The organism is Vibrio qinghaiensis (genome assembly GCF_002257545.1).
Classification (GTDB): domain Bacteria; phylum Pseudomonadota; class Gammaproteobacteria; order Enterobacterales; family Vibrionaceae; genus Vibrio; species Vibrio ordalii.
Genome location: NZ_CP022741.1, coordinates 1,212,591 through 1,237,462, shown reverse-complemented (window position 1 = coordinate 1,237,462; position 24,872 = coordinate 1,212,591). Strand labels below are relative to the sequence as shown.

At 46.7% G+C, this 24,872-nt stretch carries 21 protein-coding genes and 1 pseudogene; 19 read left to right on the top strand and 3 right to left on the bottom strand.

Going from position 1 to position 24,872, the window contains the following annotated elements:
- Window positions 1-480: 480 nt before the first annotated feature.
- From CCZ37_RS05725 to CCZ37_RS19670, 3 genes and pseudogenes are all read right to left on the bottom strand, one after another.
- Window positions 481-873: a DUF2750 domain-containing protein gene (locus CCZ37_RS05725; RefSeq protein ID WP_010320150.1), complete on the bottom strand. Its 393-nt coding sequence runs from the start codon at window positions 871-873 to the stop codon at window positions 481-483.
- 100 nt (window positions 874-973) lie between these two features.
- Window positions 974-1,879, bottom strand: a complete 906-nt coding sequence (locus CCZ37_RS05720; RefSeq protein ID WP_094499986.1) for a manganese-dependent inorganic pyrophosphatase — start codon at window positions 1,877-1,879, stop codon at window positions 974-976.
- Window positions 1,880-2,008: 129 nt separating this feature from the next.
- Window positions 2,009-2,233 (bottom strand): annotated as a pseudogene (locus CCZ37_RS19670) (IS4 family transposase); the annotation flags it as partial.
- 402 nt (window positions 2,234-2,635) lie between these two features.
- On the opposite strand from CCZ37_RS19670, the gene CCZ37_RS05715 reads away from it, so the two are divergent.
- The 19 genes from CCZ37_RS05715 to CCZ37_RS05625 all read left to right on the top strand — a co-directional run bounded on the left by CCZ37_RS05715 (window position 2,636) and on the right by CCZ37_RS05625 (window position 24,869).
- On the top strand, window positions 2,636-4,747 hold the full coding sequence (locus tag CCZ37_RS05715; protein ID WP_094499985.1) for an LruC domain-containing protein: 2,112 nt from the start codon (window positions 2,636-2,638) through the stop codon (window positions 4,745-4,747).
- A gap of 9 nt (window positions 4,748-4,756) precedes the next feature.
- Window positions 4,757-5,332, top strand: coding sequence for a hypothetical protein (locus CCZ37_RS05710; RefSeq protein ID WP_094499984.1), 576 nt, complete (start codon window positions 4,757-4,759; stop codon window positions 5,330-5,332).
- Window positions 5,333-5,347: 15 nt separating this feature from the next.
- A complete protein-coding gene (locus CCZ37_RS05705) occupies window positions 5,348-6,325 on the top strand; it encodes an endonuclease/exonuclease/phosphatase family protein (protein WP_094499983.1) in 978 nt (325 codons plus the stop codon).
- Between the two features lie 195 nt (window positions 6,326-6,520).
- The gene (locus tag CCZ37_RS05700) at window positions 6,521-6,841 is read left to right on the top strand and encodes an STAS domain-containing protein (protein WP_010320155.1); all 321 of its coding nucleotides are present in this window, start codon (window positions 6,521-6,523) and stop codon (window positions 6,839-6,841) included.
- A 19-nt stretch (window positions 6,842-6,860) separates the two neighbouring features.
- The gene (locus CCZ37_RS05695; protein WP_010320156.1) at window positions 6,861-7,697 is read left to right on the top strand and encodes an OmpA family protein; all 837 of its coding nucleotides are present in this window, start codon (window positions 6,861-6,863) and stop codon (window positions 7,695-7,697) included.
- Entirely contained in the window at window positions 7,684-9,780 is a 2,097-nt protein-coding gene (locus tag CCZ37_RS05690; RefSeq protein WP_094499982.1) for an SLBB domain-containing protein, read from the top strand. The genes CCZ37_RS05695 and CCZ37_RS05690 overlap by 14 nt, the downstream gene beginning before the upstream one ends.
- Window position 9,781: 1 nt before the next feature.
- Window positions 9,782-10,468 (top strand): AAA family ATPase, encoded by a 687-nt coding sequence (locus CCZ37_RS05685; RefSeq protein WP_017043981.1) that lies wholly within the window; start codon window positions 9,782-9,784, stop codon window positions 10,466-10,468.
- Window positions 10,469-10,498: 30 nt separating this feature from the next.
- On the top strand, window positions 10,499-10,882 hold the full coding sequence (locus CCZ37_RS05680) for an Hpt domain-containing protein (protein ID WP_010320159.1): 384 nt from the start codon (window positions 10,499-10,501) through the stop codon (window positions 10,880-10,882).
- 183 nt (window positions 10,883-11,065) lie between these two features.
- Window positions 11,066-12,589 carry a sigma-54-dependent transcriptional regulator gene (locus CCZ37_RS05675; protein ID WP_094499981.1) on the top strand — a complete coding sequence of 508 codons (1,524 nt, stop codon included), beginning with the start codon at window positions 11,066-11,068 and terminating at the stop codon, window positions 12,587-12,589.
- The gene (locus tag CCZ37_RS05670) at window positions 12,570-13,637 is read left to right on the top strand and encodes a glycosyltransferase family 4 protein (protein ID WP_094499980.1); all 1,068 of its coding nucleotides are present in this window, start codon (window positions 12,570-12,572) and stop codon (window positions 13,635-13,637) included. Before CCZ37_RS05675 ends, CCZ37_RS05670 begins: the two co-directional genes overlap by 20 nt.
- Before the next feature lie 226 nt (window positions 13,638-13,863).
- The gene (locus tag CCZ37_RS05665) at window positions 13,864-15,066 is read left to right on the top strand and encodes a glycosyltransferase (protein ID WP_010320162.1); all 1,203 of its coding nucleotides are present in this window, start codon (window positions 13,864-13,866) and stop codon (window positions 15,064-15,066) included.
- Window position 15,067: 1 nt separating this feature from the next.
- Window positions 15,068-16,243 (top strand): glycosyltransferase family 4 protein, encoded by a 1,176-nt coding sequence (locus CCZ37_RS05660; protein ID WP_010320163.1) that lies wholly within the window; start codon window positions 15,068-15,070, stop codon window positions 16,241-16,243.
- 22 nt (window positions 16,244-16,265) lie between these two features.
- Window positions 16,266-17,729, top strand: coding sequence for a lipopolysaccharide biosynthesis protein (locus CCZ37_RS05655; RefSeq protein ID WP_010320164.1), 1,464 nt, complete (start codon window positions 16,266-16,268; stop codon window positions 17,727-17,729).
- Window positions 17,726-19,102 (top strand): O-antigen ligase family protein, encoded by a 1,377-nt coding sequence (locus tag CCZ37_RS05650; RefSeq protein ID WP_094499979.1) that lies wholly within the window; start codon window positions 17,726-17,728, stop codon window positions 19,100-19,102. Before CCZ37_RS05655 ends, CCZ37_RS05650 begins: the two co-directional genes overlap by 4 nt.
- A 71-nt stretch (window positions 19,103-19,173) precedes the next feature.
- Window positions 19,174-19,902 carry an acyltransferase gene (locus CCZ37_RS05645; protein ID WP_010320166.1) on the top strand — a complete coding sequence of 243 codons (729 nt, stop codon included), beginning with the start codon at window positions 19,174-19,176 and terminating at the stop codon, window positions 19,900-19,902.
- The gene (locus tag CCZ37_RS05640) at window positions 19,895-21,007 is read left to right on the top strand and encodes a glycosyltransferase (RefSeq protein ID WP_010320167.1); all 1,113 of its coding nucleotides are present in this window, start codon (window positions 19,895-19,897) and stop codon (window positions 21,005-21,007) included. The genes CCZ37_RS05645 and CCZ37_RS05640 overlap by 8 nt, the downstream gene beginning before the upstream one ends.
- Complete coding sequence (locus CCZ37_RS05635) at window positions 21,004-22,431, top strand: GumC family protein (protein WP_094499978.1); 1,428 nt, start codon at window positions 21,004-21,006, stop codon at window positions 22,429-22,431. The genes CCZ37_RS05640 and CCZ37_RS05635 overlap by 4 nt, the downstream gene beginning before the upstream one ends.
- A gap of 144 nt (window positions 22,432-22,575) precedes the next feature.
- The gene (locus CCZ37_RS05630; RefSeq protein WP_094499977.1) at window positions 22,576-23,682 is read left to right on the top strand and encodes a glycosyltransferase; all 1,107 of its coding nucleotides are present in this window, start codon (window positions 22,576-22,578) and stop codon (window positions 23,680-23,682) included.
- Window positions 23,679-24,869 (top strand): glycosyltransferase family 2 protein, encoded by a 1,191-nt coding sequence (locus CCZ37_RS05625; protein WP_094499976.1) that lies wholly within the window; start codon window positions 23,679-23,681, stop codon window positions 24,867-24,869. Before CCZ37_RS05630 ends, CCZ37_RS05625 begins: the two co-directional genes overlap by 4 nt.
- Window positions 24,870-24,872 lie beyond the last annotated feature (3 nt).

The following is a 24,872-nucleotide window of genomic DNA, read 5'->3' as shown; positions in this document are numbered from 1 at the left end:
AACGGGTACAACGGATTAGCTGTTGCTTCGTATCAATGAAGTGCCAGACTTTTTTACCATATTAGGGATATTGATGATCATACTACCTTTATTTCCTTGGCAAATATTGTTTAAAGAAAATCGGTTAAATCAATCATCCGAACAAACCAACAAGACATAGGAAAAAGTGAATTAGAAAATATATTGATGACATCTATCATGAATATTCATCTAAAAACGTTCTAATTTAAAAAGGTTAAATTAGCTAAATAGCCACATAACAAGCTAAGTCAATAGGACAATTTAAGCTGGTGTCTGGCACTTCGTTTCTTATTTATGCCAGATTAAAAGTAATAGACGTTCTCCACCCGAAAATAGCACAAAATACGCGTCCGCCCTAACTCAAAATTGTCCAAAAATGATCTAGAAATTGATCAAACTATATTGCCATTTAACATTTAATCGTGTTAGTAAAAGAGCTTCTATCAGAAGCTCTTTGAGTTAGCGCGTTTTACTGGCTTGCTTTTTCAATTCAAAATCAAATTCGTCGGGAAATAACACAACGCCTTCTTCATTCTCATTGGGGAACACCACCACCGACAGTTCATCTTCTTCCAAGCCCGAAGTCCAACGGCTGTGCCATTTGTTCAAAGAGATCGCTTCCGCTTCACACGCTTGCCACTCGCCTGTTGCCCATGCCTTGGCAAACTCTTGGTTAGGCCACACAGGAACACAATCATCTTCTTCTGTGTTGAGCATGACACAACCGTGCTCATCTTTTAGTATCCAAACTTCACGGTTTGCAACAATGGCTTTAATGCAGTATTTAAAACGTTCTTCTTCATTATAGCGATTGATTGTTTCTATCTGTTCTGTGGTTAATGCGTCTGCCATAGCCCGGCTCCATGCGAAAGTTGGGGAATATAAAAACGCCTACAGTGTAGCACTGCAGGCGTTACATTTAGAATCTTAAACAATAAGATGATAAAAAGGATTAAGCCAATTCAGCTTGCAGCCAAGGCCAACCTTGTTTCTTACGGCTTAAGGTATTTTCCATCATCAACATGCCATCTTGTTCGTGTTTAGTCAGTTTTTCAGCCCATTCACCGGTGTATAGAAGACGAGTCTGCGCGGTGGTAATGTCGGTCAACATCACGGCGGCAAACGCAAGGCCTTCCTCTTCACAGCGACGAACTAGATCTGCTTGAATGGCGTCAATCATGCCATCGACTTGTTCAAGCGTTGCCAATTCCACTTGACCAACCACCACATCACGGCCGTTGAATGGGTAAGCTTTCAAATCTTTCTCAACAAGTTGAGCGGCAGATAAACCTTCAATGTCTGTTTTCGCAATCAAAAGCGCTTTAATAAAGGCATCAAGGTCTTCAACCTCAGCAATTTCAGCCAGTGCAAGCACAGCTTCTTTATCTTTTGGTGTGCACGTTGGAGACGCAAAACCGACCGTGTCAGACAAAATCGCAGACATCATCAATATGGCTAAAGGACGTGTGATTGTTGCATTTTCCATCTTGAATAGGTTGAACAAGATAGTACAGGTACAACCGACTGGCCAAATCCACGCTTCTAGCGGATTCACTGTCATTACGTCGCCTAGGCGATGATGGTCAACAATACCGAGAATTTCCGCTTGGTTGATGTCATCAGGTGCTTGCGCAAGATCGGTATAGTCCACAAGCCATACTTTTTCGCCCGCGACGCTAGTGCGAAGTTCAGGTTGATCAACACTGGCTGTTGCAAGAATGTGTTGAGTTTCACGGTTAATTTCACCCTGACGAACAGGCTTTGCTTCTAGACCACGTGCTTTAAGTAATTCAGCAGCAACTAATGCACCACAAATGCTATCACTATCTGGGTTTTTATGACCGACAACGAAAATCATCTTTCTTCCTATTTTAATGCTATTTGATGGCCTATCGAAGGTGATAGGCGAGATTGCTCACAAAGGCCGATACTTTACCTGATTTTCAGAATTTGTCATGGCTTGTGGCTAAGAAATTATGGCTAATTTATCTTGCTTACCACGATGAACTTCAAGGTCGAGCACCTGCGAGCGATTAGTACCTCGAGTGATCTCTTTAAGCTTCTTCCCTTTTAGCTTAGATAAATGCCGATCCTGACCATTTCTCGCTTCAATAAGGTTAAGATTCATGGATTTGGTTCCGCGGAAAATATAGAAGCCACCATAATGCTCAAGAGCGGTAAAGAACAGGAAACCAGGGTAACCTGCATTCGACTACGGCAGAGTTACGCTTAAATAGACTCGGATTAGACTCGGATAAACGTCATCGACTTCACGGTTGATGTAGGTGGTTTGTTTGGCGACGATTATCTGATCATAAATGAGGCCTTTTTTCTATCTAAATAAACCGCTTAGCTCTTAAGATCCTGTCTATGATGGGGGACTACAACCCCGCCTCCTTTTGGTGAAGAGGTTTGAAAACTTTACTCAAGCCTCTCACCCCAAATCGATGCCATTTCCTAAAAATTCTGCTCTCAACACATCATCAATCCTGCGTTTTATTTTTGTTCTCAAATTGAGATAAGAAAAATAATTCACTTAAAAACAATAGCTTAATTTTGGCTTGTTTTTTGCTGATTTACCTTATCAACCTTCCACAAAAAACTAGGTGACGGTATGCACTTAAAATTATGGTGTTTCATCGTGTTGGTATTGGTTTCTATTCGAACTATCGCTGCACCTTTTGAAACTTGTCCAAGCCAAGCGTATTTATTCCAAGCTTCTCCGGTACAGGTTTATGGTGTGAACTTAGTGACGGGGCAAACCGCTCTGCTGCAAAGCAACACAGGGCTAAACGGAAACATCAATGCTGTAGGCTTTGATTTTCAAGATCGCTATATCTACGGTTACGATACCAACAACAAGCGATTAGTTCGGTTAGGCTCTGATTTTCAGGTAGAAACTCTTAATACCCTTGGACTGCCGCAAGACTACAACTTCTTTGTTGGGGATGTTTATAACCATATTTTTTATCTTTACCGCCAAGGTAAAGGGTTATTTAAAATCGACCTAAGCCCTTTAGACAGTGACCCGAATGCGGTACTCATCGTCGAACAAATCTCAGCAACAGCGACCGTCAAACTCACCGATTTCGCTTTTCATCCCGCTGATGGCAGCTTATACGGTGTCGATAACTCAACCGGAGGCTTGTATCTGTTTGATACGGATACGGGTGTCAGTAGTTATATTGGTAACGTCGGCCAAACAGGCACTTTTGGCGCCGGCTACTTTGATGTGGATGGCTATTACTACATCTCACGTAACAGTGATGGAAAGATATTCCGGATTAATCTCTCAAACCCTGATTTGATCGCGCAAGGCAATGTGCCTGCCGTGCACTTTGCTGACGGCCCTTCCTCAAACCAAAATGATGGTGCGCGTTGTGCGAATGCTCCTGTGATCGATGAAGACTCAACCATTGATTTTGGTGATGCTCCAGATAGCTACCGTACCACATTAGCGTCCAATGGCCCGCGTCATCAGATGGATGGGATGACATGGTTAGGCTCAGCGCCAGACGGTGAACAGTCAGGTCAGCCTTTTCCTGCCAGTGACGACAAAGCCGGCATTGATGACGAGGATGGGGTTGGCTTTGTCACTGCGTTAGAAGCGGGTCTGGAAGCATTAATCACAGTGAATGCTTCCACTTCGGGTTATCTTTCTGCTTGGTTTGACTGGAATCGCGATGGCGATTTTGATGATGTAGGAGAGCAGGTCTTTACCGACCAACTACTGCACAGCGGGCAAAATGTGCTGATTTTTACGGTCGCCCAACAAGCGAATATGGGGTCAAGTTGGAGCCGTTTTCGCTTTAGCCAACAAAAAGGGTTGAATTCGTACGGAGGTTCAACATCTGGAGAAGTAGAAGACCACCCTATTACCATCTCCGCGAATGGGGTCGCGATACGCTATTTCCCTAGTGAAACCACTTACGCTACGGTCGCCTTTGAGGACAACTGGCCGCATTTAGCCGACTATGACATGAACGATGTGGTGATCCGTTTCCGAGTTACCGAAACGCTGCAAGATAGCCAAGTCGCACAGATTCGGATTGATGGCTACCTTGCAGCTTATGGTGCGAGTTATCACAACGGTTTTGCCATTCGCTTATCTGGCCTTTCTCGCAGTGCTATTAATACCAACTTAACCCGTCAGTATCACAATGATGTGTTGCAACCAAGCAGCGGCTTGGAGATGGATTCAAATGAAGCAATCTTCATCATTTCCGAGGATCTTTCGCGCGCCTTCCCACGGCTTTGTACTTACTTCCGTACCGACAATCAATGCATGGAAGACATTGGCTTTAACTTTAGTCTCGTTATTGCTATTGAGCGCGGTAGTGATGTGAGTCAACTGATCGCAATGCCTTATGATCCTTTCATTTTTGCCACTCCCGGTATTTATCATGGCGAAGGGATAACCTTCCAACCAGGTCGCAAATGGGAAGTTCACCTTGCTGATTACCCTGCCACTGAGAAGTTTGATGCCGCTAATTTATATGGCGCTGGCGCCGATACCAGCGACCCAGCTCAACAACGTTTTTTCAAAAATGCGAACAATCTGCCATGGGCCTTACTGATCACCGATGAATGGCAATGGCCCTATGAACGCAGCGATTTATTGCGTACTTACCCGCAGTTCAGTAATTATTCCCAATCAGCAGGCCAACAGAAACAGAGTTGGTTCAACAACGCCTTCAACAACTGCGCATACTGCTATAACCCTTAGGAGGACACCATGAAAAACGCATTTCTATTAATCACTTCATGTTTGCTGCTCTACGGTTGTGGAGGCGATGGCGATGGCGATGGCGGTGGCGGTGGTTCAGGTGATACAGCATCGATTAACGTGACTTCTCCAACGCAACCGACTTCCGAAGAGGCCGCAATCGTCGCCAAGGATTTCACCCCTGTGATGATGAGCTTTATAACGCAGCTCTCCTCAACAACAGCAAACACCAGCAATGATTATTCCCAACAAGATTTTGGTAGTGACAGCAGCGTAACGACTTCACAATTGAATGTGCCCGCTGAATTTAGCTTTAACCCGGTCGCGCAAATTGAGATCAAAGCTGATATTAGCGCCTATCGTACTGACCGAGCCTTTGTTACCTTCTATAGTCAATATACGTCCAGTGGCAATGGAACTGACCAAGCGATTTATGAAAGCCGGATTGCTTCATCAGCGTTAACTCTTGGTGTCGCAACCCTTAGCTTCAGTTATCCACGCTCTCAATCCAGCTTGCTGGCCGAGATATGGTTTTATGATGGTTCCGCCCCACTGCAGCAGGTATTTACACCAACACAACCGTAAAAAGGATTCGCTCTCATGTTCAACAAAGGGCTTGGTGGTTTACTCATTGGGGTAAACTTACTTTGGTTGACCAGTTTGTATTATCCCATGCCCATATGGTGGTTAGATAATCTTTTTAGCTATCCAATTGGGCTAATGGCTTTTAATGCTCTTTTAATAGTAATTGCGCTTTTAATGAGCTACCGAGTCTTATTTGTTGGTAGCACACTGTGTGCATTGGCTCTGATCTGGTTCATACCAAATAGTAAAAGTGAAGTAGTACTGCAGACTCAAAAAAAGGGCGAGGTTTCACAAGATCAGAGTGCAGCGCATTGTTCCTCTTCGCTGAAAATCATTCAGTTTAATGCGCTCTACGAAAATACCGACTACAACCGACTGCTCAACCTTTTACTGCAAGAGCAAGCCGATTTAGTGGTACTGCAGGAAGTGGCTCCCGCGCTTGAAGATAAGCTCAGCACTTTGGACGATATCTACCCGCACATTTACGGTGGTAAAACCCATGCAAAAGTGCCCTCAAGCCAGTTTATTCTCAGCAAAGAAGTTATCCTTCATTTTTCTGTCAAACCTTTTACAGAGAAAAATAAAATCCTACAGGGCGATTGGCAAATTACCCCTCAAACCTCCTTGCGTTTGATTGCCACCCACTTACCTTCTCCAAGAAATTCGACGCTTTGGGAAGAGCGTAATGCCATGCTTACTCATGTAAAAACACTGGCAAACGAAAGCGAGATGGCAAACACCATAGTGTTAGGGGATTTCAACCTCTCAAGTATGAATGCACGTTTTAGAAGCCATTTTGAAGGCTTTGAAACTCGGCCTGTGGCTTCATGGCCAGAATGGTCAACTCATTACCCTACCCCAGCTTTTACCATGATCAGCATTGATCATTTGTGGCTTAAGTCAGCGCAATTTTCTCTTTGCAGCCGACAAGGGGTTCTTCCCTCTTTAGGTTCAGATCACCGCATGATTATCACGAAAATTGCCCAGCAATAACCTTGTCTCAAAATGATTTCCAAAATGACAATGCTCTTTAAACTGAAAAGTCAGCACATAAAATAAAACGTAATCCATTGATATCTAATCATAATTAAATTGGCACACTTACTGCTCTATTACCTACATGCAACCCAAAGATGCTGACAGATTCATGAACGCATCAAAAGATTGGTAAACAGTAAGGAGACACCCATGGAACTCAGAACCATTATTGATAGCGATATCCAAGTCACACTTCTTATAGAGGGCAATCTAGATGCGGAAGGTAGCCGTTTTCTTCAGCCTATAATTGATGATGTGATCTGGAAAGATGTTCACCAAGAAGTTGAGTTGGACTTTCGCAATGTCACCTTTTTAGATTCGTCAGGTGTTGGTGCTTTGGTCTATCTTTATAAGCGACTCGTTGAATCTGAACGAAAAATGCGCATTGAGAACGCCACTGGTCAGCCGCTTGAAATTATTAAACTGCTCCGTATCGGCCAGGCCATTCCCGTGAATTCTCGCACTTATTAGCCCACCTGAGGAGGTGAGCATGAAGTTAGCTATCGTCAGTATTGGTTTGTTCACCTTACTTGGTACCGCTGGGTGCACCTCGTACCCAGAAGAAGGCCGCGGTGGAATCGCAGAAGCTTACATGAATGGGGAGTTCGCCCCCGTGATGCCGGATGAACCGCTCGGCCCTGAACATGGGCTACGTTTTGACTGGCAACTAAGCAAATTACATTTGGGGAGCCTGATCCGCGAAGGCGCTAAATGGTGTTTTCCTGCGGCGGTTGTACAGGCTTTAGAAAAGCAAAATCGGATCGCTCGGCAGCTTGATGGCGGCTTGCTGCTGGATGCCGCGAATGATCTGGTTATTCAGCGTAAACGCTTGAATCAGTTAGAACAGCAACTTGATTATGTCACTTCACAAACACGCTGCGTTCCACCTCAAAATGAACAGTCGTTTGTGAATTCGCTCTCGCTGATTGAAGAGTTAAATCGGCGGCTCAATGTGGATAATCAATTTGCGATTAACTCTACCGAGATCAACCCGAAATACATGGGCAATTTAGCCATCGCAGCCGACAAACTGAAAGCTCACCAGGACTTAACACTTTCGGTAACAGGCCATGCTGATTCATCCGGCAACGTGGAATTCAATGAAAAATTGGCCATGGGACGAGCAGAACAAGTGAAACGCTACTTGACGATTTTCGGCCTTGCGCCAGAGCGAATCACCACCCATTCCCTGGGTGAGTCGCTCCCTTTGTACGTCGGCGAAACAACGGGAGTGAAATTAACCAACCGACGCGTCAGCATTGAAATTATTACGGCAGATAGTCCAAACCTCTCTAAACAAGGAGGGAAGCTCTATGAGCAAGAATAGTTTTAAAGCTCTGCTGCTGTGCTGCGCTCTGCTGCTGAGTGGCCTTAGCTTCGCGGAAGAAACCGTAAGAATTGGTGATTTAGTACAAGTTGACCTGCCCGGTGAACCTTCATTCAATAACGGATTTCAGGTTGATAAACGGGGGCGAATTACGCTCCCGGAAGTCGGCCCACTTTATGTGGCAGGCTACGATGAAATCCAACTTCAGCGAGCGGTTTCTGACGCTTTGAGCCGAGTGTTTCGCGACATCAGCACGCTCCAAGTGTTTATTGCCGAGCAGCAACTGCTGATTTCAGTGCAAGGCTATGTCGCCTCTCCCGGTGAATATACATTATCGAGTAACGCGGATATTCAAATGGCGTTGCATGCCGCAGGTGGTGCTCGCCAAGGGGGGCAACTTGATAAGCTTCAACTCAAACGTAAAGACGAAAAAATCGTTTTCAACTACAAAGCTTTTCTCGAAAGCGGCGATGAAAGCATTCTCCCCCAGCTCGAATCCACTGATGTACTTTTTGTGCCAGCTTCACCGATCGTTGGCAATATCGAACAGGAATTTGATGCAGCTAAACTGGCCAATGCGGGGGACAGTGCGGATTCCAAAATGGCCATCAAAGTCTTCGGTGAAGTGAATGCTCCCGGCTCCTTCTCCTATCAAGCCAACACGAACTTGGTGGATGTTTTGATGCGTTCAGGCGGTGTGACACGTTATGCGGCGGTTGAGCAGATCCGTGTGATTAGCGATAACAACCCTAAACTGTTCAACCTTAAGCAATACCTTGATTCGGGTAATGAATCTTTACTCCCGATCCTCTCTCCAGGAACGACCGTGTTTGTCCCAAAACAGGAGGAAGAAATTAAGGCGGGAGCCAATATGGTGTATGTGATGGGAGAAGTCGCCAGACCGGGCGCTTTTGAAGGCAAACCGGGCGCAACCTTTATGGATATTTTAGCCAATGCAGGTGGCCCAACCCGTTTTGCCGAAGCTCGAAGAATTCGAGTCATCAAAGCCAATGGCCAAGTAACCCGTTTCGATTTAACCGCTTTCACAGAAGGACTCACCAGCACAGCACCGCCCGCCATTCAATCCGGTGACGCGATTTTTGTACCGGAAAAAACCGATATGAATGAAAAGTCGTGGCTAAAAGTGGCACCGGACCAAGCAGTTAATGTGATTGGTGAAGTGGTTAGGCCGGGGCGCATTGAGTGGTCAGATGAAATGAATCTGATGGATCTGCTTGCTCATGTCGGTGGGCCGACTTTGAGAGCGGACACCACTCGCATTAAGATTGCGATTGATGGCCAACAAATGCAGGTGTTTGATTTGGATGCTTTCATTCAAAACGGTGCGCCGCGTAGCCAACTGCCTCACATTCAAGCAGGCACCATCATTCGCATACACGATCTTCCTCAAGACCCTTCAGATAACAAATCACAATGGGTTCGCCAATCATCGGATGCTTCCATCTATGTGTTGGGGCAAGTCAATGCTCCCGGTCGCTATCGTTTCAACAACGATATGCATTTTCTGGACATTCTTTCAGCCGCAGATGGCCCAACCAAGGATGCGGATCTGCACAACTTGCGCGTGACCCATCGAGACAAGTCTTACGCCAGAGTGAGTAAGCTCAACCTCGCCTTATATTTTGAAACGGGAGATGAGAACTTGCTGCCCGACATCAAAACCGGAGACACAATTTACATCCCTGAAAAGAACCGGAACTGGCTCGACAACACCAAAGAATCCACAGTGAGAGTGCTAGGCGCAATCAATAAACCGGGTCGTTACGTGTTCAGTGACACCATGACGATTCTCGATATTTTGGCCGAAGCGGGTGGCCCGAGCCAATCGGCCTATCTTGAAAAAATTTCCATAGTGAATATGTCTTGCTGTCAGGGGCAGGCACGTACCTTCGACCTGATTCAATTTAGCAAAACTGCGAACCTTTATGCCCTGCCAGTATTACGCGCGGGAGACACCATTTACATTCCAGATCGCAGTGAAAGCCTATTGGAGAAAGCTCGCGAAAGTATTGATGATATTTTACGCATCACCACCACTATCCTACTGATAGGAGCGCTGTAGCATGATTCCCGCCACACACGCCGAAATTGAGCAAATTTACCTTGCCGCAGAGTTAGCCGACTGCCGATCACTGTGCATTACTTCATGCCAGTCCGGTGAAGGAGTCACGTCGATCGCCAGTGCGCTGACCGAGCGTTACCTGCTGGCAGGACACGATGCCTTGTTAGTTGACCTCAATATGTTTAAACCCGCATTTAAAGAGGTAGAAATGCTCAACGCACCCGATGGGCGGCAATGGGTTGAAAACCGAGAAACCCACCAGCTTTTTACTGGGTTGAGCATACCGCGCGAAAGGTCACTGCAGCTCAGTTATAAAGATCCCAATACCCTGTCACGAGCGGTTCAGCAATGGCTGAACCAGTATGAACGGATCATTATTGATACTTCTCCTATCCTCAATTTAAACAAAAACAATATCCCCGCTCAAAGCGTAGCGAGCGCTTGTGACAAAACCGTTCTGGTGGTGATGAGCGGCACAACCACCACTCAACAAGTGCAAAAAGCGATTGAGTTACTGGGTTCAGAACAGATCTCCCTACTGGGCACCATTTTAAATGCCCGTGACCAGCCACCTCTGCGTTTAGAGCTGATTCGAGAGATCAATCGACTCTCTTTTATCCCTAAGCAGTGGCGAGAACGTTGGATTCGCAGCGTACTCGGTAACGATATGCTCTCAAATTACACCTGATTTCCATAACGGTTTGCTAGAGGACTCCCCATGTACGACCCTATCCATGATCTCGATGCTGCAGAATGGATTGATGAAACCATCATCCAAGAAGTGATCCACGACACCGACATCAGCATAATGCCCATGCTGCTGACTAGCTATATTGAAGAGAGCCAAATACGCTTGCAGCACATAGAAAAAGCCATACAACTCACCGATCACGCTGCCTTAGAGTTTGAGCTGCATACTCTCGGCAGTGCTTCTCTTGCATTGGGTAACCGCCATTTATCGCGCTGTACTCGTGAAATGGAGCGCCATTGCCAAAAACAGCAATGGAATGAGGCAATTGCTCTGTATCCGAAATTGGTTCGCATCGCGTACTGGTCGCTCATTGCCAGCCAAGAACGTTTAGAACTGGGATTTGAGGTTTAAGTAGCACTTTCGCAATTTGAGAATCTGTACTATACCAATAGAGACATCTTGCATATCAATCCTCAAACACCATAGTGGTCTGATAGCGAAAAATAAGCGCCCTATTTTCTGAAATGCAGTTGTACAGATGCTGGCCTGCTATGAACGCCAATGAGAAAGGTAAATAAAAACTAAGGATAAGAGATGAAATCTAAAGTGCTGTTAGTGGAAGATTCCACCTCGTTAGCCATTTTATATAAGCAGTATGTTAAAGATGAACCTTTTGATCTCTTTCATGTAGAAACTGGGCGCGATGCCATTCAATTTTTACAAAGAACGCCGCCTGAGTTGATTATTCTCGATTTGAAACTGCCGGACATGTCTGGCGAGGAGATCCTCGACTGGATTAATCAGCACGAAATCCCAACGACAGTGATCATCGCTACCGCCCATGGCTCAGTCGATATTGCGGTCAATTTACTCCAGAAAGGGGCGGAAGATTTCCTCGAAAAACCGATCAAAGCCGAGCGCTTAAAAACCTCGATCAATCTTCATCTTCAACGCTCCAAACTCGCTTCCCTCGTCGAGAATTTCGAACACCGCTTAGAGCGTGAAAAGTTCCACGGCTTTATTGGTGCTTCGCTGCCCATGCAATCCGTCTACAACATGATTGAATCCGTCGCCCCTACCAACGCAAGCGTATTTATTATTGGTGAAAGCGGTACGGGTAAAGAAGTGTGCGCGCAAGCCATTCACAACCAAAGCCAACGCCGTGAAAAAACCTTTGTTGCCCTGAACTGCGGAGCGATTCCCCGAGATTTATTAGAAAGTGAGATTTTCGGGCACACCCGCGGAGCATTCACTGGCGCAACCAAAGATCGCAAAGGTGCAGCCTCTCAAGCGGACGGTGGTACTCTGTTTCTGGATGAGCTGTGTGAAATGGAGTTGGAGATGCAAAAGAAACTGCTGCGTTTCCTGCAAACAGGCACCTTTACTCCACTCGGCTCTGATAAAGAGCAAAAAGTGGATGTGCGCATTATCGCCGCAACCAATCGCCAGCCATTAGAAGAGGTGCAAGCGGGACGTTTTCGTGAGGATCTTTACTACCGTGTCCATGTCATCCCTATCGAGATGCCTCCATTACGCGAAAGAAGCACTGACATTGTGGTTCTGGCCAACCACTTTTTAACCCAGTATGCCAAACAAGATAAAAAACGCTTCACCGAGATTAGCCGTGATGCGCAAAAAATCCTCAAAAGCTATTCATGGCCGGGCAACGTGCGCCAATTGCAGAACGTGATCCGCAATATCGTCGTACTCAATAACGAAAAAACCATCAAACCTGAGCATCTGCCCAACCAAATACTCGCTAAAAATAGTGTTCCTGCGGCCCCTATCACCCCTGTTAATAATGTCGCGGCTGAATCTATCGTCCATAAAGCCGCCGCATTACATGAACCAGAAAATGAGCTGCCACTTCAAACGGCCGCACCCGAGAGATTTATCTCTTCACCCGCAGAAAGTGTGCCGCGTGAAAGCAGCACACCGACTCATAATAATCCTGTGGTCATTCGCCCTATGTGGCAGGTAGAGAGAGAGGCGATTCAGCAAGCCATTGATTTTTGCGATGGTAATGTCATCAATGCTGCCGTGCTGCTCGAACTGAGCCCCTCCACGGTTTACCGTAAAAAATTGGCGTGGGAACAGGATGAAGCTAGCCACTCTTAACTCGTTGCCGCCTTGTGTTGCGCTCGAACATCACCTTTGGCTGTTGATCGACAGCCGCGTGTTTGGCGGCATAGAGAGCCATGTTCTGCAATTAGCTCAAGGATTGCAGTTGCATCAACAGTCCGTCGTGGTGGTGATCCTTCGGCGTTATCAAAGCGATACACCTTTGCTGCAAAAACTCAGCGAAACCGACATTCCATTTTGTATTTTGGCTGACGCTGCACCTCAGCGCTCACTCAACCAAGCATTACTCGCAGCGCTTCGTCACTACCAACCTCATCTTGTGCATGCTCACGGCTATAAGGCGAGCTTACTCAGTCGATTAGCGGTCAAACGTTCTGGTTTGCCCATACGTCAGTTCACCACCTATCACGCCGGTGAAACGCCAGCAGGCCGCGTTAAGCTGTATGACTGGTGTGATCGCTATACGGCCTTTCTCTCACATCACTCGCTTTCTGTCAGTAACGATATTGCACGCAAAGTGCCTTTTCACACCACTCGACTGAATAACTTTGTTGATACGGATAAGCTCACGTTCAAGTATGGTGAACAAATCGCATTTGTTGGGCGTTTAAGCCCAGAAAAAGGTCCCGACCGCATGATTGCCATCGCCGCATCTCTGCCAGAGATGATGTTTGATGTGTATGGAGATGGCGTTTGCTATACCGATTTGCTTGCTCAATCACCAAGCAATATCCGTTGGCATGGGCACCAAACTCATATGCACACGATATGGCCAAACATTGGTATTCTGATTCTCTGCTCGCGAGCCGAAGGGCTACCATTGGCAGCCTTGGAAGCCATGGCTCAAGGCATTTTGGTGATCGCCTCTCCCGTTGGCGAATTACCCACGCTGATCCAACATGGCTTAAATGGTTTTCTGGCAGACAGTGAACAAGCCTTTTGCGATGTACTGCAGCACTGGCAAACACTCCCCCAAACCAAGCAACAAACTCTACGCTTAGCTGCACGAGAAAGCGTACTGGCTCATTACTCTTCTTCCGCGGTAATACCTCAACTCCTCACCCATTATCAAAAACCGATTTGATTCTCATATTGAGAACTTCAAGAACCATTAAAATTACTGCTTATTTTTCATTGAGTTAATTATGATTCTTTTTGGCATCCCCTTTGCTTTACCTCTCTTGAGGTTCCATTTTGGACTGCGCTAGCCAAGTCTCGTTATGTAGCCAAGTCTCGTTGTGATTGACGAAATCTCTATTTAGCAACGTCACACGACTTTTCAACCATTTTCGAATCATAAGGAAAGCACTATGGCAGTTAGAAAAAATGTCCTGTTTGTGCACTACGGGGATAACTGGATTCGCGGCAGTGAGCGCTGCTTGATCGATCACTTGCTCAATCTGGATCGCAGCCGCTTTTTACCTTTCCTGTGGACCAATAACGCCATGCTGCATGAAGAGATTAGCAAAATGGGGATTCACAGTGTGCTTAGCCCTTTTCCGATTTTGCTGGGATGGAAAGCTCCGCGCTTTCAACTGTTCGGCTGGTGGAATTTGGTTAATACCGCAAAAACCTTGATTAAAGATTGCAAGATCGACCTAATCCATGCCAACAGTGCTGGGCCGTGCCAATGGATTGGGAAAGCCGCGAACGAGACAGGAACTCCGTGGCTCGCTCAACTGCATTCGGATTATCCAGCTCGTGATCGGCTCACTCTTGCTCTCCATCGCGTTCCGAACATCATTGCCGTCAGCTATGCCATTATCGATAAATTAATGAGTGACGGCTACCCAGCTGAGCGAATTCATGTCATCCATAATGGAATTGATACTGAGCGACTTGAGCTATTGCCTGCAATGGATCTTCGCCAACGACTACAATTGGATGATGATGCCTTTTTATTCATCTCTGTCGGTTCACTCATCAAACGCAAAGGTATGGATCGCCTTTTACAAGCGATGCGTTTCTTCGTGTTGGAACACCCCAATGCCCATCTAATCATTGTCGGAGATGGCCCTGAGCGAAAATCGCTTGAGCAGATGAGTGACTACCTCAAGCTCTCACAACACATTCATTTTGTAGGTGAGCAGCACAATGTCATGGGCTGGCTCAAAGGCGCGAATGCATTTATCAGTGGCGCACGAAGAGAACCATTTGGTTTGGTGATTGCCGAAGCGGCATTAGCCGAACTCCCCATTATTGCTCCCGACACTGGCGGCATACCTGAAATCCTACGCCACCAAACTCACGGCCAGCTCTACCCTAAAGAGAGTACGAAGGCAATGCATGAAGCCATGCGTTGGATGATGAAAAACCCAATTGATGCCAAGATGATGGCGGTGAAAGCTCACGCTCATATTCTTCTCGCCCATACGCTTGAAAAAAATCGCACTGCAATTGAAGCGCTTTACGAGCAAATCCTCTCAAGCCCTGCAACCTATAAAGACTCATTTTGGGCGACTTGGCGTCCGGTCAAAACCTATGTTTCTCAACGCTTTTCTTTAGGGGGTTGATATGGCTGCTATTCATTGTCTGATTTTTGATCCTATCGCCTTTCAAGGCGGCTCAAAAATCGCAACCCGTATGGCACTCCAACAAGTGGCGGCCAATCAGGCTCAATTTACTATCGTGACTCGCCACCCAGAGAGTTGGCAGCACTCTGCTTTCAACTCAAAACACAGTGTAGAGTTCATCACACTCCCTAGTTGTGGCAATTTGGGGTTAGCGACTCAAGGGTTGAGTTATTGGTTGAAACACGGCGTTTATTTCCTCTGGCTATGCTGGTTTGCCCTACGCTGTCAGCGCTTTCATCTCCTTCTGGCCAGTTCTGGCCCTGGGGTCGATATGGCGCTGCACTTATTCGCGCGAGTCACTCGCATCCCCTTGATTCAATTGGTACACGGCCCGGTTGGACAATCTCGCGCCACGGGTTATTGCTTAAGTAAAGCGAATAAGCTGTTTTATCTGCCTTCAAGTAAACCAAGTTTGCTCAAGGCGTTGAGCCACTACTACGCTTTCTCATTCGGTAGTGACAATGCCCAAACCCTCGCTGCATTTACTTTAGCAAGTCGCCACAGCCAAGAATTTGTGAATGGCCTACCTATCGAGCAGTGGCCCACTCAGTGCCAGTATCATTCACCCTGCATTTTTTGGGCGGCTTCCTTACTCAAATGGAAAGGCTTGGATTTGCTGCTTGAGTCCCTTGATCAACTGGTCAAACGGGTTCCTTCAACCACCCACATTTGCTATATCAAACCGCAGCAAACACACCTGTCCACCAGTCACGCTCCGCGGTCTCTGCCTCACGTCAATTGGCATGAAGACCCTCAAGATTTGGATGCCATCCGCAGTCAATGCAATCTGTTTGTTTCCACCAGCCAGCAAGAGCCTTTTGGATTATCGATACTGGAAGCCTTAGCGGCGGGAATGTGCGTGATTATTCCTGAAGATAATGCGTATTGGGATTCACTGCTAACTCATGAACTGAACTGCCTAAAGTACGCTGCCAATGATGTCAACAGCTTGGCCGAAACACTGCACCGCGCCATCACCGAGCCTCATCTCGCCCAAAGGCTCGGCAATCAAGCTCTAGATATTGCTCAACACTATCATGCTGAAGAGTGTTATTGGCAAATAGCGCAAAGTGTTCAACAGGGAGCAGCACCTTCTCACTCCCGCCAATCTTCTTAACCATTTTTTGTGAGGCAAGATTATGAGTAACCCGAGCCCAGCCATGCCTTCTGCTTTATCTCACTTCGCTTTGTACGGGATAAGCCTGGTCTTGATTAAAGGTATTTCTCTGATCATGTTGCCCGTGATTGCACGTTATTTAAGTGTGGAGCAGATCGGTCGCCTAGAGTTACTTGCCACTTGTGGTGCCTTACTTGGCATCATCAGCACGGCCTCCATGCACGAAAGCCTGTATCGTTTCACAGCTAATTTAACGTCTGAGGAGCAGCGTCAACATCAAGCATCACATATCGCCACACTTTCGCTGCTTTTTTCAATGCTGGTGTGTGGTTTGGGGCTTGGGCTGCTCATGCTTTTCCCTGAGCTGTTAAGCGCCATCCCACTCAGCCGCTTTGAATTAACTTTACTGCTGCTGGCACTGCTGTTTGAAGGTCCGGTGTCACTGCATTTAACTTGGTTACGTATGCAAGAAAAAGCCAAGCTCTTTTTCCTGATCAGTGTGGGCAGTAGCGCATTGCAAATTACGCTTATTTTGTTTGTTCTCATGACACAACCTAGCGTATGGGGAGTGCTTGCCGCAGGTACGTTTACTCGGGTTTGTCAGTTTGCCGCTTTAACCTTCATTAATCGCTTTCGTTTGGTTTACCCAGCGCACACCTCTCAGCTATTACGCTACAGCTTACCTCTGATGCTTTCTGCTATGGTAGCTTACGGCTTAAATGGCGCTGAGCGCTGGTTCATTAGTAGCACAACCACACTTGAAACCTTGGGTTACTACGCTATTGCTGCAAAATTTGCCCTTGCAATGTGTTTACTCGTTCAACCTTTTGGCATGTGGTGGATGCCAAAACGTTTTGCCATGCTCAAACAGCAAGGTGATGACGCGGTAGCACGCTATACTCGAATCGGCATGGCTTATGTGTTGCTGCTGTCTCTGTGCATGGCGTTTTGGGGGCAATGGTTTATCGCATTTGCACTGCCTGCCACTTATCTCCCTGCGCAAAAAATATTGCTGATCATTCTACTCAGCGCAGCTTGCAAAGAGTGGGCTGAACTACTGAATATCGGGGTGCTCTACCAAAAACGCAGTGCTCTACTTTTTACAATCAATTTGTTCAGTGCCTTGTTGGCAATCGTATTGTGTGGGTTGTTCAGTCAATGGGGTGTGATGGGTATCGCCAGTGCCATTACTTTCGCTCAATGCCTGCGTTTATTGGCAATCAGCTATTTCAGCCAGCGTATACAACCTATTCCACTACAACTGCTGCGCTTTATCCCCCAACTTGCTTTTATGCTTGCCAGTTTTGGCCTTGCTATGCAGATCAATAGCCTGATTGGGCTAGTATTTTGGGGAACTCTGCTGCCGATTTTGGGTTTACTGCTAAGCTGTAAATTGGGTTGGGTTAGCTTTCCTTTCTCCATGAAACAATGGGGAATCGATTGGGTTCAAAGCCACTTAACTCGCCGGACTAGGAAGGCGACATGAATGTCAAAATAATCGTGATCATCTTGTGCATCTTTCTCAGTGCAGCTTGGTATGTCATACCAAACCCTGCGCTGCCTTTGGTGATCGCGTTATTACCGCTGGGTGCACTGTTTGTACTAAACCAAACCTTCTGGTTAGTAACACTGTTTGTCGCCTTCTCTTTCTTCCGTCTGCATGAAGCTATTCCCATGCTTTATTCGCTGAAAATTCCGCTGTTACTTTCGGTTGGTGCACTGTCGGCATTACTGTGGCACAGCCTCATTAGTCGAACTTTAAACCTCTACTGGCACCCTTGTTTAACTTGGCTTTCACTGTTCTGGTTAGTAGTCTGTATCGGTCTTGTTTTAGCTTCAAACCGCGGTATCGCGATTGAGTATTTTAAGAATATTTACTGGAAAATCATGGTGATGTCTTTGGCGATTGTCTGGCTGGTGAACAGCGCCGCCAATCTCAAGAAAGTGATGCTGACTATTGTGATCTCCGGTGCCATCGTCGCGTTTGCGGCGCTGAGTAATTCAATCAACGGTATTGGGTTAGTTGAAGGTAGCCGTGTCACGGTTGGGCGGGAACTCGGTTCTATGCTGGGCGATCCCAATGATCTGTCACTGGTATTGATGTTTCCGCTCGCGTTTTCCGTTGCTTTAGTCACCACCCGAGGCATGCCATTCGTGTTAAGGCTGCTGGGTATCATTGTGACTGTCATGCTGATGGCCGCCGTGATTGCAACACAAAGTCGCGGCGGATTACTTGGTTCACTCGCCGTATTTGCCCTTTTTGCGTTACGTCTGATCAAAAACAAAACACTGTTGATCGCCATAGGCGGTATCGGCGCTTTGCTACTGTATAGCGTGGCAGGCATTTCTGATCGTGCCTCTGGCGGTAATGCAGAAGAAGGGATCGATGCTTCAGCTATGGGTCGGCTTTACGCATGGCAGGCCGCTTTTCGTATGGCGTTAGGTCACCCCTTTTTTGGAGTCGGACTCGATAACTTTTACTATAACTACTATTTCTACAGCTCGCACTGGGATGGACTCAATCACGCCGTGCACAGCACTTGGTTTGGGGTATTAGCGGAAACCGGCTTTTTGGGGCTCATCCTGTTTATTGTTTTTATCATCTCTTTGCTCAAAACGGCACAACACACCATCAGTTTGCTGACGCCTTCCGCACCACTGTTTGTTTTTGCCAACGCCCACGCAATCTTTGCTGCGTTAGTCGGTACGATTGTGTCTGGAACCTTCCTGACCCAAGGTTTTAACTGGCCTATTTACATTTTGGCGGCGTTAACGGTGGCCGTTGCACACATTACGCAAAACCATTCTCAAATTGAGAATAAGGCTTCCAATTCGACAGACAAGATGACAACCCATTGATTTCCTTTTATTAAAAATCAGGCACAACTTTTGATGTAAAAGATCTACTCAACCAATACAAGGGGTAGATTATGTGGATTGCAAAAACGGCGCAGACTAAACAGTGGCTCAAACAGCACCCAGACCCACGCATGCAAACGCTCTTTCGTACGCTCAAACAAATCAGAAGTTGCGAGCTGCGTTTTCCTTCTTTTATCAATTTTCTGATCCGTGTGGTTTATCTTACCCTACACAATCTGCTGAGCAGTGTAATGCGAACTTTGGTGTACACCCCAACCTTTCGTGCCCGAGCCAAAAAATGTGGCAATAAACTCTGGCTTTATGGTGGCACACCCTACATTTCAGGCCCGTTAGAACTGCACATTGGCCATGGTTGCCGCATTTCAGGGCAAACCACTTTTTCTGGCCGTAGCCAAAGCCTCAACCCTACATTAATCATCGGAAATAATGTAGGGATTGGCTGGCAAACCACCATCGCGGTCGGCACACAAGTGATCTTGGAAGACAATGTACGCATTGCAGGTCGAGCATTTTTGTGTGGTTACCCCGGTCACCCAGTCGATCCAGAAGCCAGAGCTCGCGGCGAAGCAGAAACCGATGATCAGATTGGCCTGATACATCTTAAACGTGATGTGTGGTTAGGAACCAATGTGTGCGTGATGCGTAACGTCACCATTGGTGAAGGCACCATTGTAGCGGCAGGCAGTGTGGTCACTCATGATCTTCCTGCGTTTGTGTTGGCCACTGGTAGCCCTGCTCGAGTCGTAAAAAGCTTAAAACTAGGGGAAAGCCATGCGTGATTTGATTGTTTTTGGTGAGGATTTTGGCGGTTTGCCTTCCAGTACTCAGCATCTAATTCTGCAACTCTCTCGCGAGCGAAAAGTCCTTTGGATCAATTCGATTGGCCTTCGCCAGCCTAAATTGAATTGGCGAGATATGGCTCGAGTGTGGCAAAAACTGCGCGGTCAAACTCGCCAAACCTATTCCACTCAAGTTACTCTGCCCGCGCAAATACAGGTCGTCAATTTGCGAACCATTCCCGCTCCTCGCTCACCATGGGCAAGAGCGCTGGCCAAAACCGCAATGCTGACTCAACTGAAACCCATTCTGCGTCGAGCACAACTTAACCGGCCTATTTTATGGAGTTCACTGCCCACAGCTGCGGATTTATGTGGCGAATTGGGCGAATCCGCGGTGGTGTATTATTGCGGTGATGATTTTGCAGCTTTAGAAGGCGTCGATCACGACACAGTCGCCCAGCATGAAGATCGTCTGGTCAACCATGCACAATTAATCTTGGCTGCCAGCCAAGAGTTGCAGCAGAAGTTTCCTGCTCAGAAAACCCATTTTCTACCGCATGGTGTCGACCTCAAACTCTTTACCACGCCAGCAGAACGTGCCCATGATTTACCCGATAATGGTCGGCCAATTGCCGGATTCTACGGTAGCCTTTCTGAATGGTTAGATTGCAAGATGCTCAATCATGTAACCGCCGCCTTACCCGATTGGAATTTTGTGTTTATCGGCCCTAATAAGCTGGAAAAAGAAGCCCTAGTTCTAAGAGAAAACGTCTATTTGTTGGGGAGTCGTCCACACCATCAGCTACCAAGCTATTGCCAACATTGGGATATTAGTCTATTACCATTTAAGCTTAATGAACAAATTCGCGCTTGCAGCCCGCTTAAATTGATGGAATATCTCGCGATAGGTAAACCTATTTTGTCGAGCCCGTACCCAGCGGCATTACGCTATCAGGACCAGCTCCATTTGGTATCCAATGCGCAACAGATGATCACGGCATTATCACGCTATCGTTCATTAAGCCCGTCTTCTCCTCAGCGTGTCACGCAAGACAGTTGGCATTCGCGGAGTGTGTGGTTATCCGACCTGCTGGAGCAGCTATGAACGATCTCAAGTTTCGTCTGATGGTTCTGTTAGGTGCTGCATGGCGACAACGCTACGTCATCGCCATTCCCCTACTCATTTTACCCATCATTGGTGGGATTATTGGCAGCTTGGCGCCTCCGCGTTATCAAGCTCACACCAGCATGCTGATTCAAGAAACGGCCAAGATGAACCCTTTTTTGGAAGATTTGGCCGTTTCGGCCATGCTCAACGACCGTATGAATGCGCTAACCACCTTACTCAAAAGTCGTCACGTCTTAAAATCAGTCGCAGAAAGCCGCGGCTTAATCACCCCTGAGATGTCGGAACGCGATGCCGAGAGTGTGATTCGCAGCTTATCCAACAATATCTCTATCTCGCAGTTGGGTAAGGATTTCATCAAAATAGAACTTTCAGCAAATAAGCCCCAAGGAATGAAAGAGACTCTGCAAGCCGTCAGCAATCAATTCATTGAGCAGTTACTCGCGCCAGAACGTTCATCCATTCGTGATTCCATTGATTTCTTAACCATTCATATTGATCAGCGCAAACAAGAACTGGAACTTGCCGAAAGCGCCCTCGCTCAATTTAGAAATAAACACATCTCTTCGGCACCTGAGCTACAAACCCAAGTGCTGAATCAGTTGGCAAGCTTAAAACAAAGCCTCTCTGAAAAAGAAGCGGAGCTGGCAGGAGTTGAAAAGAGTTTGGGTTCTTTGGATCAGCAGCTTTCTAAAACTGACCCTGTGGTGGGTAAAATTGAAGAGCAGATTATTGCGATACGCAGCGAACTTACTTTACTGCAAGCTCACTACACGGATTCACACAGTGCTGTGCAAGCCAAAAAGCGCGAACTGGAGCGTTTAGAAGCAGAACGCCATCAAATGCTTCAACAAGAGAGAAAACTGATGGGCAGCGATCAATTATGGGAGATGGCCAGTCGTCTTCCCGGTGCGGAAAAAGGTGAGGTCCAGCCCCTGCTGATTACCCAGTTGCAAAACCTCCAGACTAGACGTGGGCGATATGAGGCCCTTACTGAAGAGACTCGAAGTTTGCGAACCATGATTGTCCAACTGGAGCAACAAGCTTACAGCTTCGGGGATGATGCCAAGCAACTGCAAACCTTACAGCGTGAAGCCGATATAAAACGCCAACTTTATGATCAGTTGATGGTGCGTTACGAAATGGCTCAATTAACTGGCTCATTAGGTATCTTCGAGCAAAACAAGCGAGTGAAAATTATTGATATCCCATATACCCCAGCCACTACAGCCAACCTACCTGTGTGGGTATTTGTTCTTGCGGGTTGTTTTGCAGGCGTATTTTTAGGTTCTGGCCTTGCCATTATATTTGAATTGTTTGATACCACCATTCGTCGCCAAGATGAGTTAGAACTCATCACTAAAGTGCCTGTTTTAACCGTTCTGCCGCGTATTCGTTCCTAAGCGCGCAACTCAAATTCATTCTCAAAATAAAATCCGAGTTTCACCAATTACAAAATTAAAATAACCAATTGAATTTTAAAGACTTTTAAAATTGGCACAGCTCATGCAATTACCTCATAAGAATCCCATTATGAGGCCCTGTGTATGCACTCTCCTCTTCAGAATGAAAAAGTCATCATCCATGTTGTCCAACACTTGGCACCCGGAGGCTTAGAATGCCTTGTTCTTGATTTCCTGCGCTTTGCTGAACCCAACCATAGTGTATTGGTCGTGAGCTTAGAAGGGACAAAGAACGAAGCTTTGGCACACTGGCCCAAACTCGCTCAATACCAAAATCAATTGCTGTTTCTGAATAAACCCGCAGGGCGTTCCCTGTCGACGCTGTGGAAACTGTTCAGACTGTTTTCAGCAATAAAACCTCATGTTGTCCATACTCACCACATTGGACCACTGCTCTACGCAGGGATTACTGCTCGTTGCAGTGCAACGCCAGTACGCATTCATACCGAACATGATGTATGGCATCTCTCTAACCGGATTCATCGTTACTTGCAGTACGTGGCTTTACGTTGGATTCAGCCACACTTGGTTGGGGATGCTCATCAAGTCACGCAAGTACTGGCGCGCTACTTTCATTATCCACGCACCCGAACCATCAAAAATGGCATTGATTGCGCTCGTTTTACTCCCGGCAACCAAACTCGGGCTCGTCAACAGTTCAACTTACCAGAAGGTGTACCTCTGATCGGTTGTGCTGGTCGCCTTGAATGGGTGAAAGGGCAAGATCAACTGCTCCGCGCATTGTCTCATTTACCCAGCCATATCCATTTAGCTGTTGCGGGCAAAGGCTCTCAGCTCGATTCTCTTTCAGCCCTTTGCCGAGAACTGAGGCTCACTGAACGAGTCCATTTTCTTGGGTTAATAGACAACATGCCCGAGTTCTACCGCGCTTTGGATATTTTCTGTCTGCCTTCACGCTCGGAAGGCTTCCCTTTATCACCGTTAGAAGCGCAAGCGTGTGGCATTCCCGTGGTTCTGACGGATGTAGGTTCAGCCAAAGAGACATTATGCCCTCACACTGGAAGTGCAGTTGAAAGCGATGACCCACTGAAACTGAAAATGGCAAGCCGCTTACTGCACGCCCTCCAACATAAAACCGAGATTTCACCTCGTCATTTTGTACAAGAACACGGTGATATTCATCAAATGCTCAAAGCCTACAATGCTTTATCAGAAGGGGAATTAGCATGATAACTTGGGCCCTCACTCTGCTGTTTTCTGTCGCCAGTGGATTAATTGTTTACCACCATTTTGGTTACCCAGTGTTGCTGCGTTGGTATGCTGGTCGGCACCCTTTGCCAGAAAGCCAAGTGCCATCTCGCGGTTATCAAGCCAGCCAAACCGACCTGCATTTCCCCAGCATCACCATTTTGGTGCCTGCTTACAACGAACAACGCTGGATTGCAGAGAAAATTCGTAACCTGAGTGCATTAGATTATCCACGAGACAAGCTGCGTATTGTCATTGCTTGTGATGGATGCCAAGACAAAACAGCGGAAATCGCGCAAGAAACCATTCAGGAAGCCATCTGTGACGATACCTTATTTGAAATACATATCTACCCACAAAATCGAGGCAAAGTTGCCGTCATCAACCAGTTAATGAACATGGTGGACAGTGACATTACCGCATTGAGTGATGTTAGCGCCCTGATTTCGATTGATGCCATGCTGATTGGGGCACAGCACTTTATTGATGCTCAAGTTGGCGTCGTGAATGCAACCTATCAAGGTTTACCTAACGCCTCTAACCAGGAAAAAGCCTATTGGCACTATCAAAACCAAATCAAACTGCATGAATCCAGCTTCGGAAGCACACTCGGTTCTCATGGTGCGTTATACCTATTTCGCACCTCATTGTTTACTCCTCTGCCAGCCAATACCATCAATGACGATTTTATTCTGCCTATGCAGATTGTTGAGCAAGGTTATCAAACACGTTATGACCTGAATATGCTGGCGATTGAAATGGAACCGACAGGTCAGTCTGAAGATTTTCGGCGTCGGCTTCGTATCTCCGCAGGCAATATGCAGCAGGCAATTACCCTATTTCGACTCTTTAGTCCCAAATACGGCAAAGTTGCTTTTGCTTTCCTATCCGGCAAAGGGCTGCGCCTGCTTACTCCTTATTTGATGCTGACCTGCTTGTTCAGCAGCGCTCTACTCGCGATTCACAACCCACTCTTTGTGGTACTTCTCGGTGGACAAATCAGCCTCTACTTAATTGCTACATGCAGTCATTGGATGCCAGAACAACACAAACCAAGCCTATTACGCTGGCTGCATTATTTGGTGTTTGGACATCTTGCCAATTTTATCGGCGGTCTTCGCTATCTTTGTGGATACGAAAAAGGCCGTTGGATCAAAGTGAACCATTAAGGA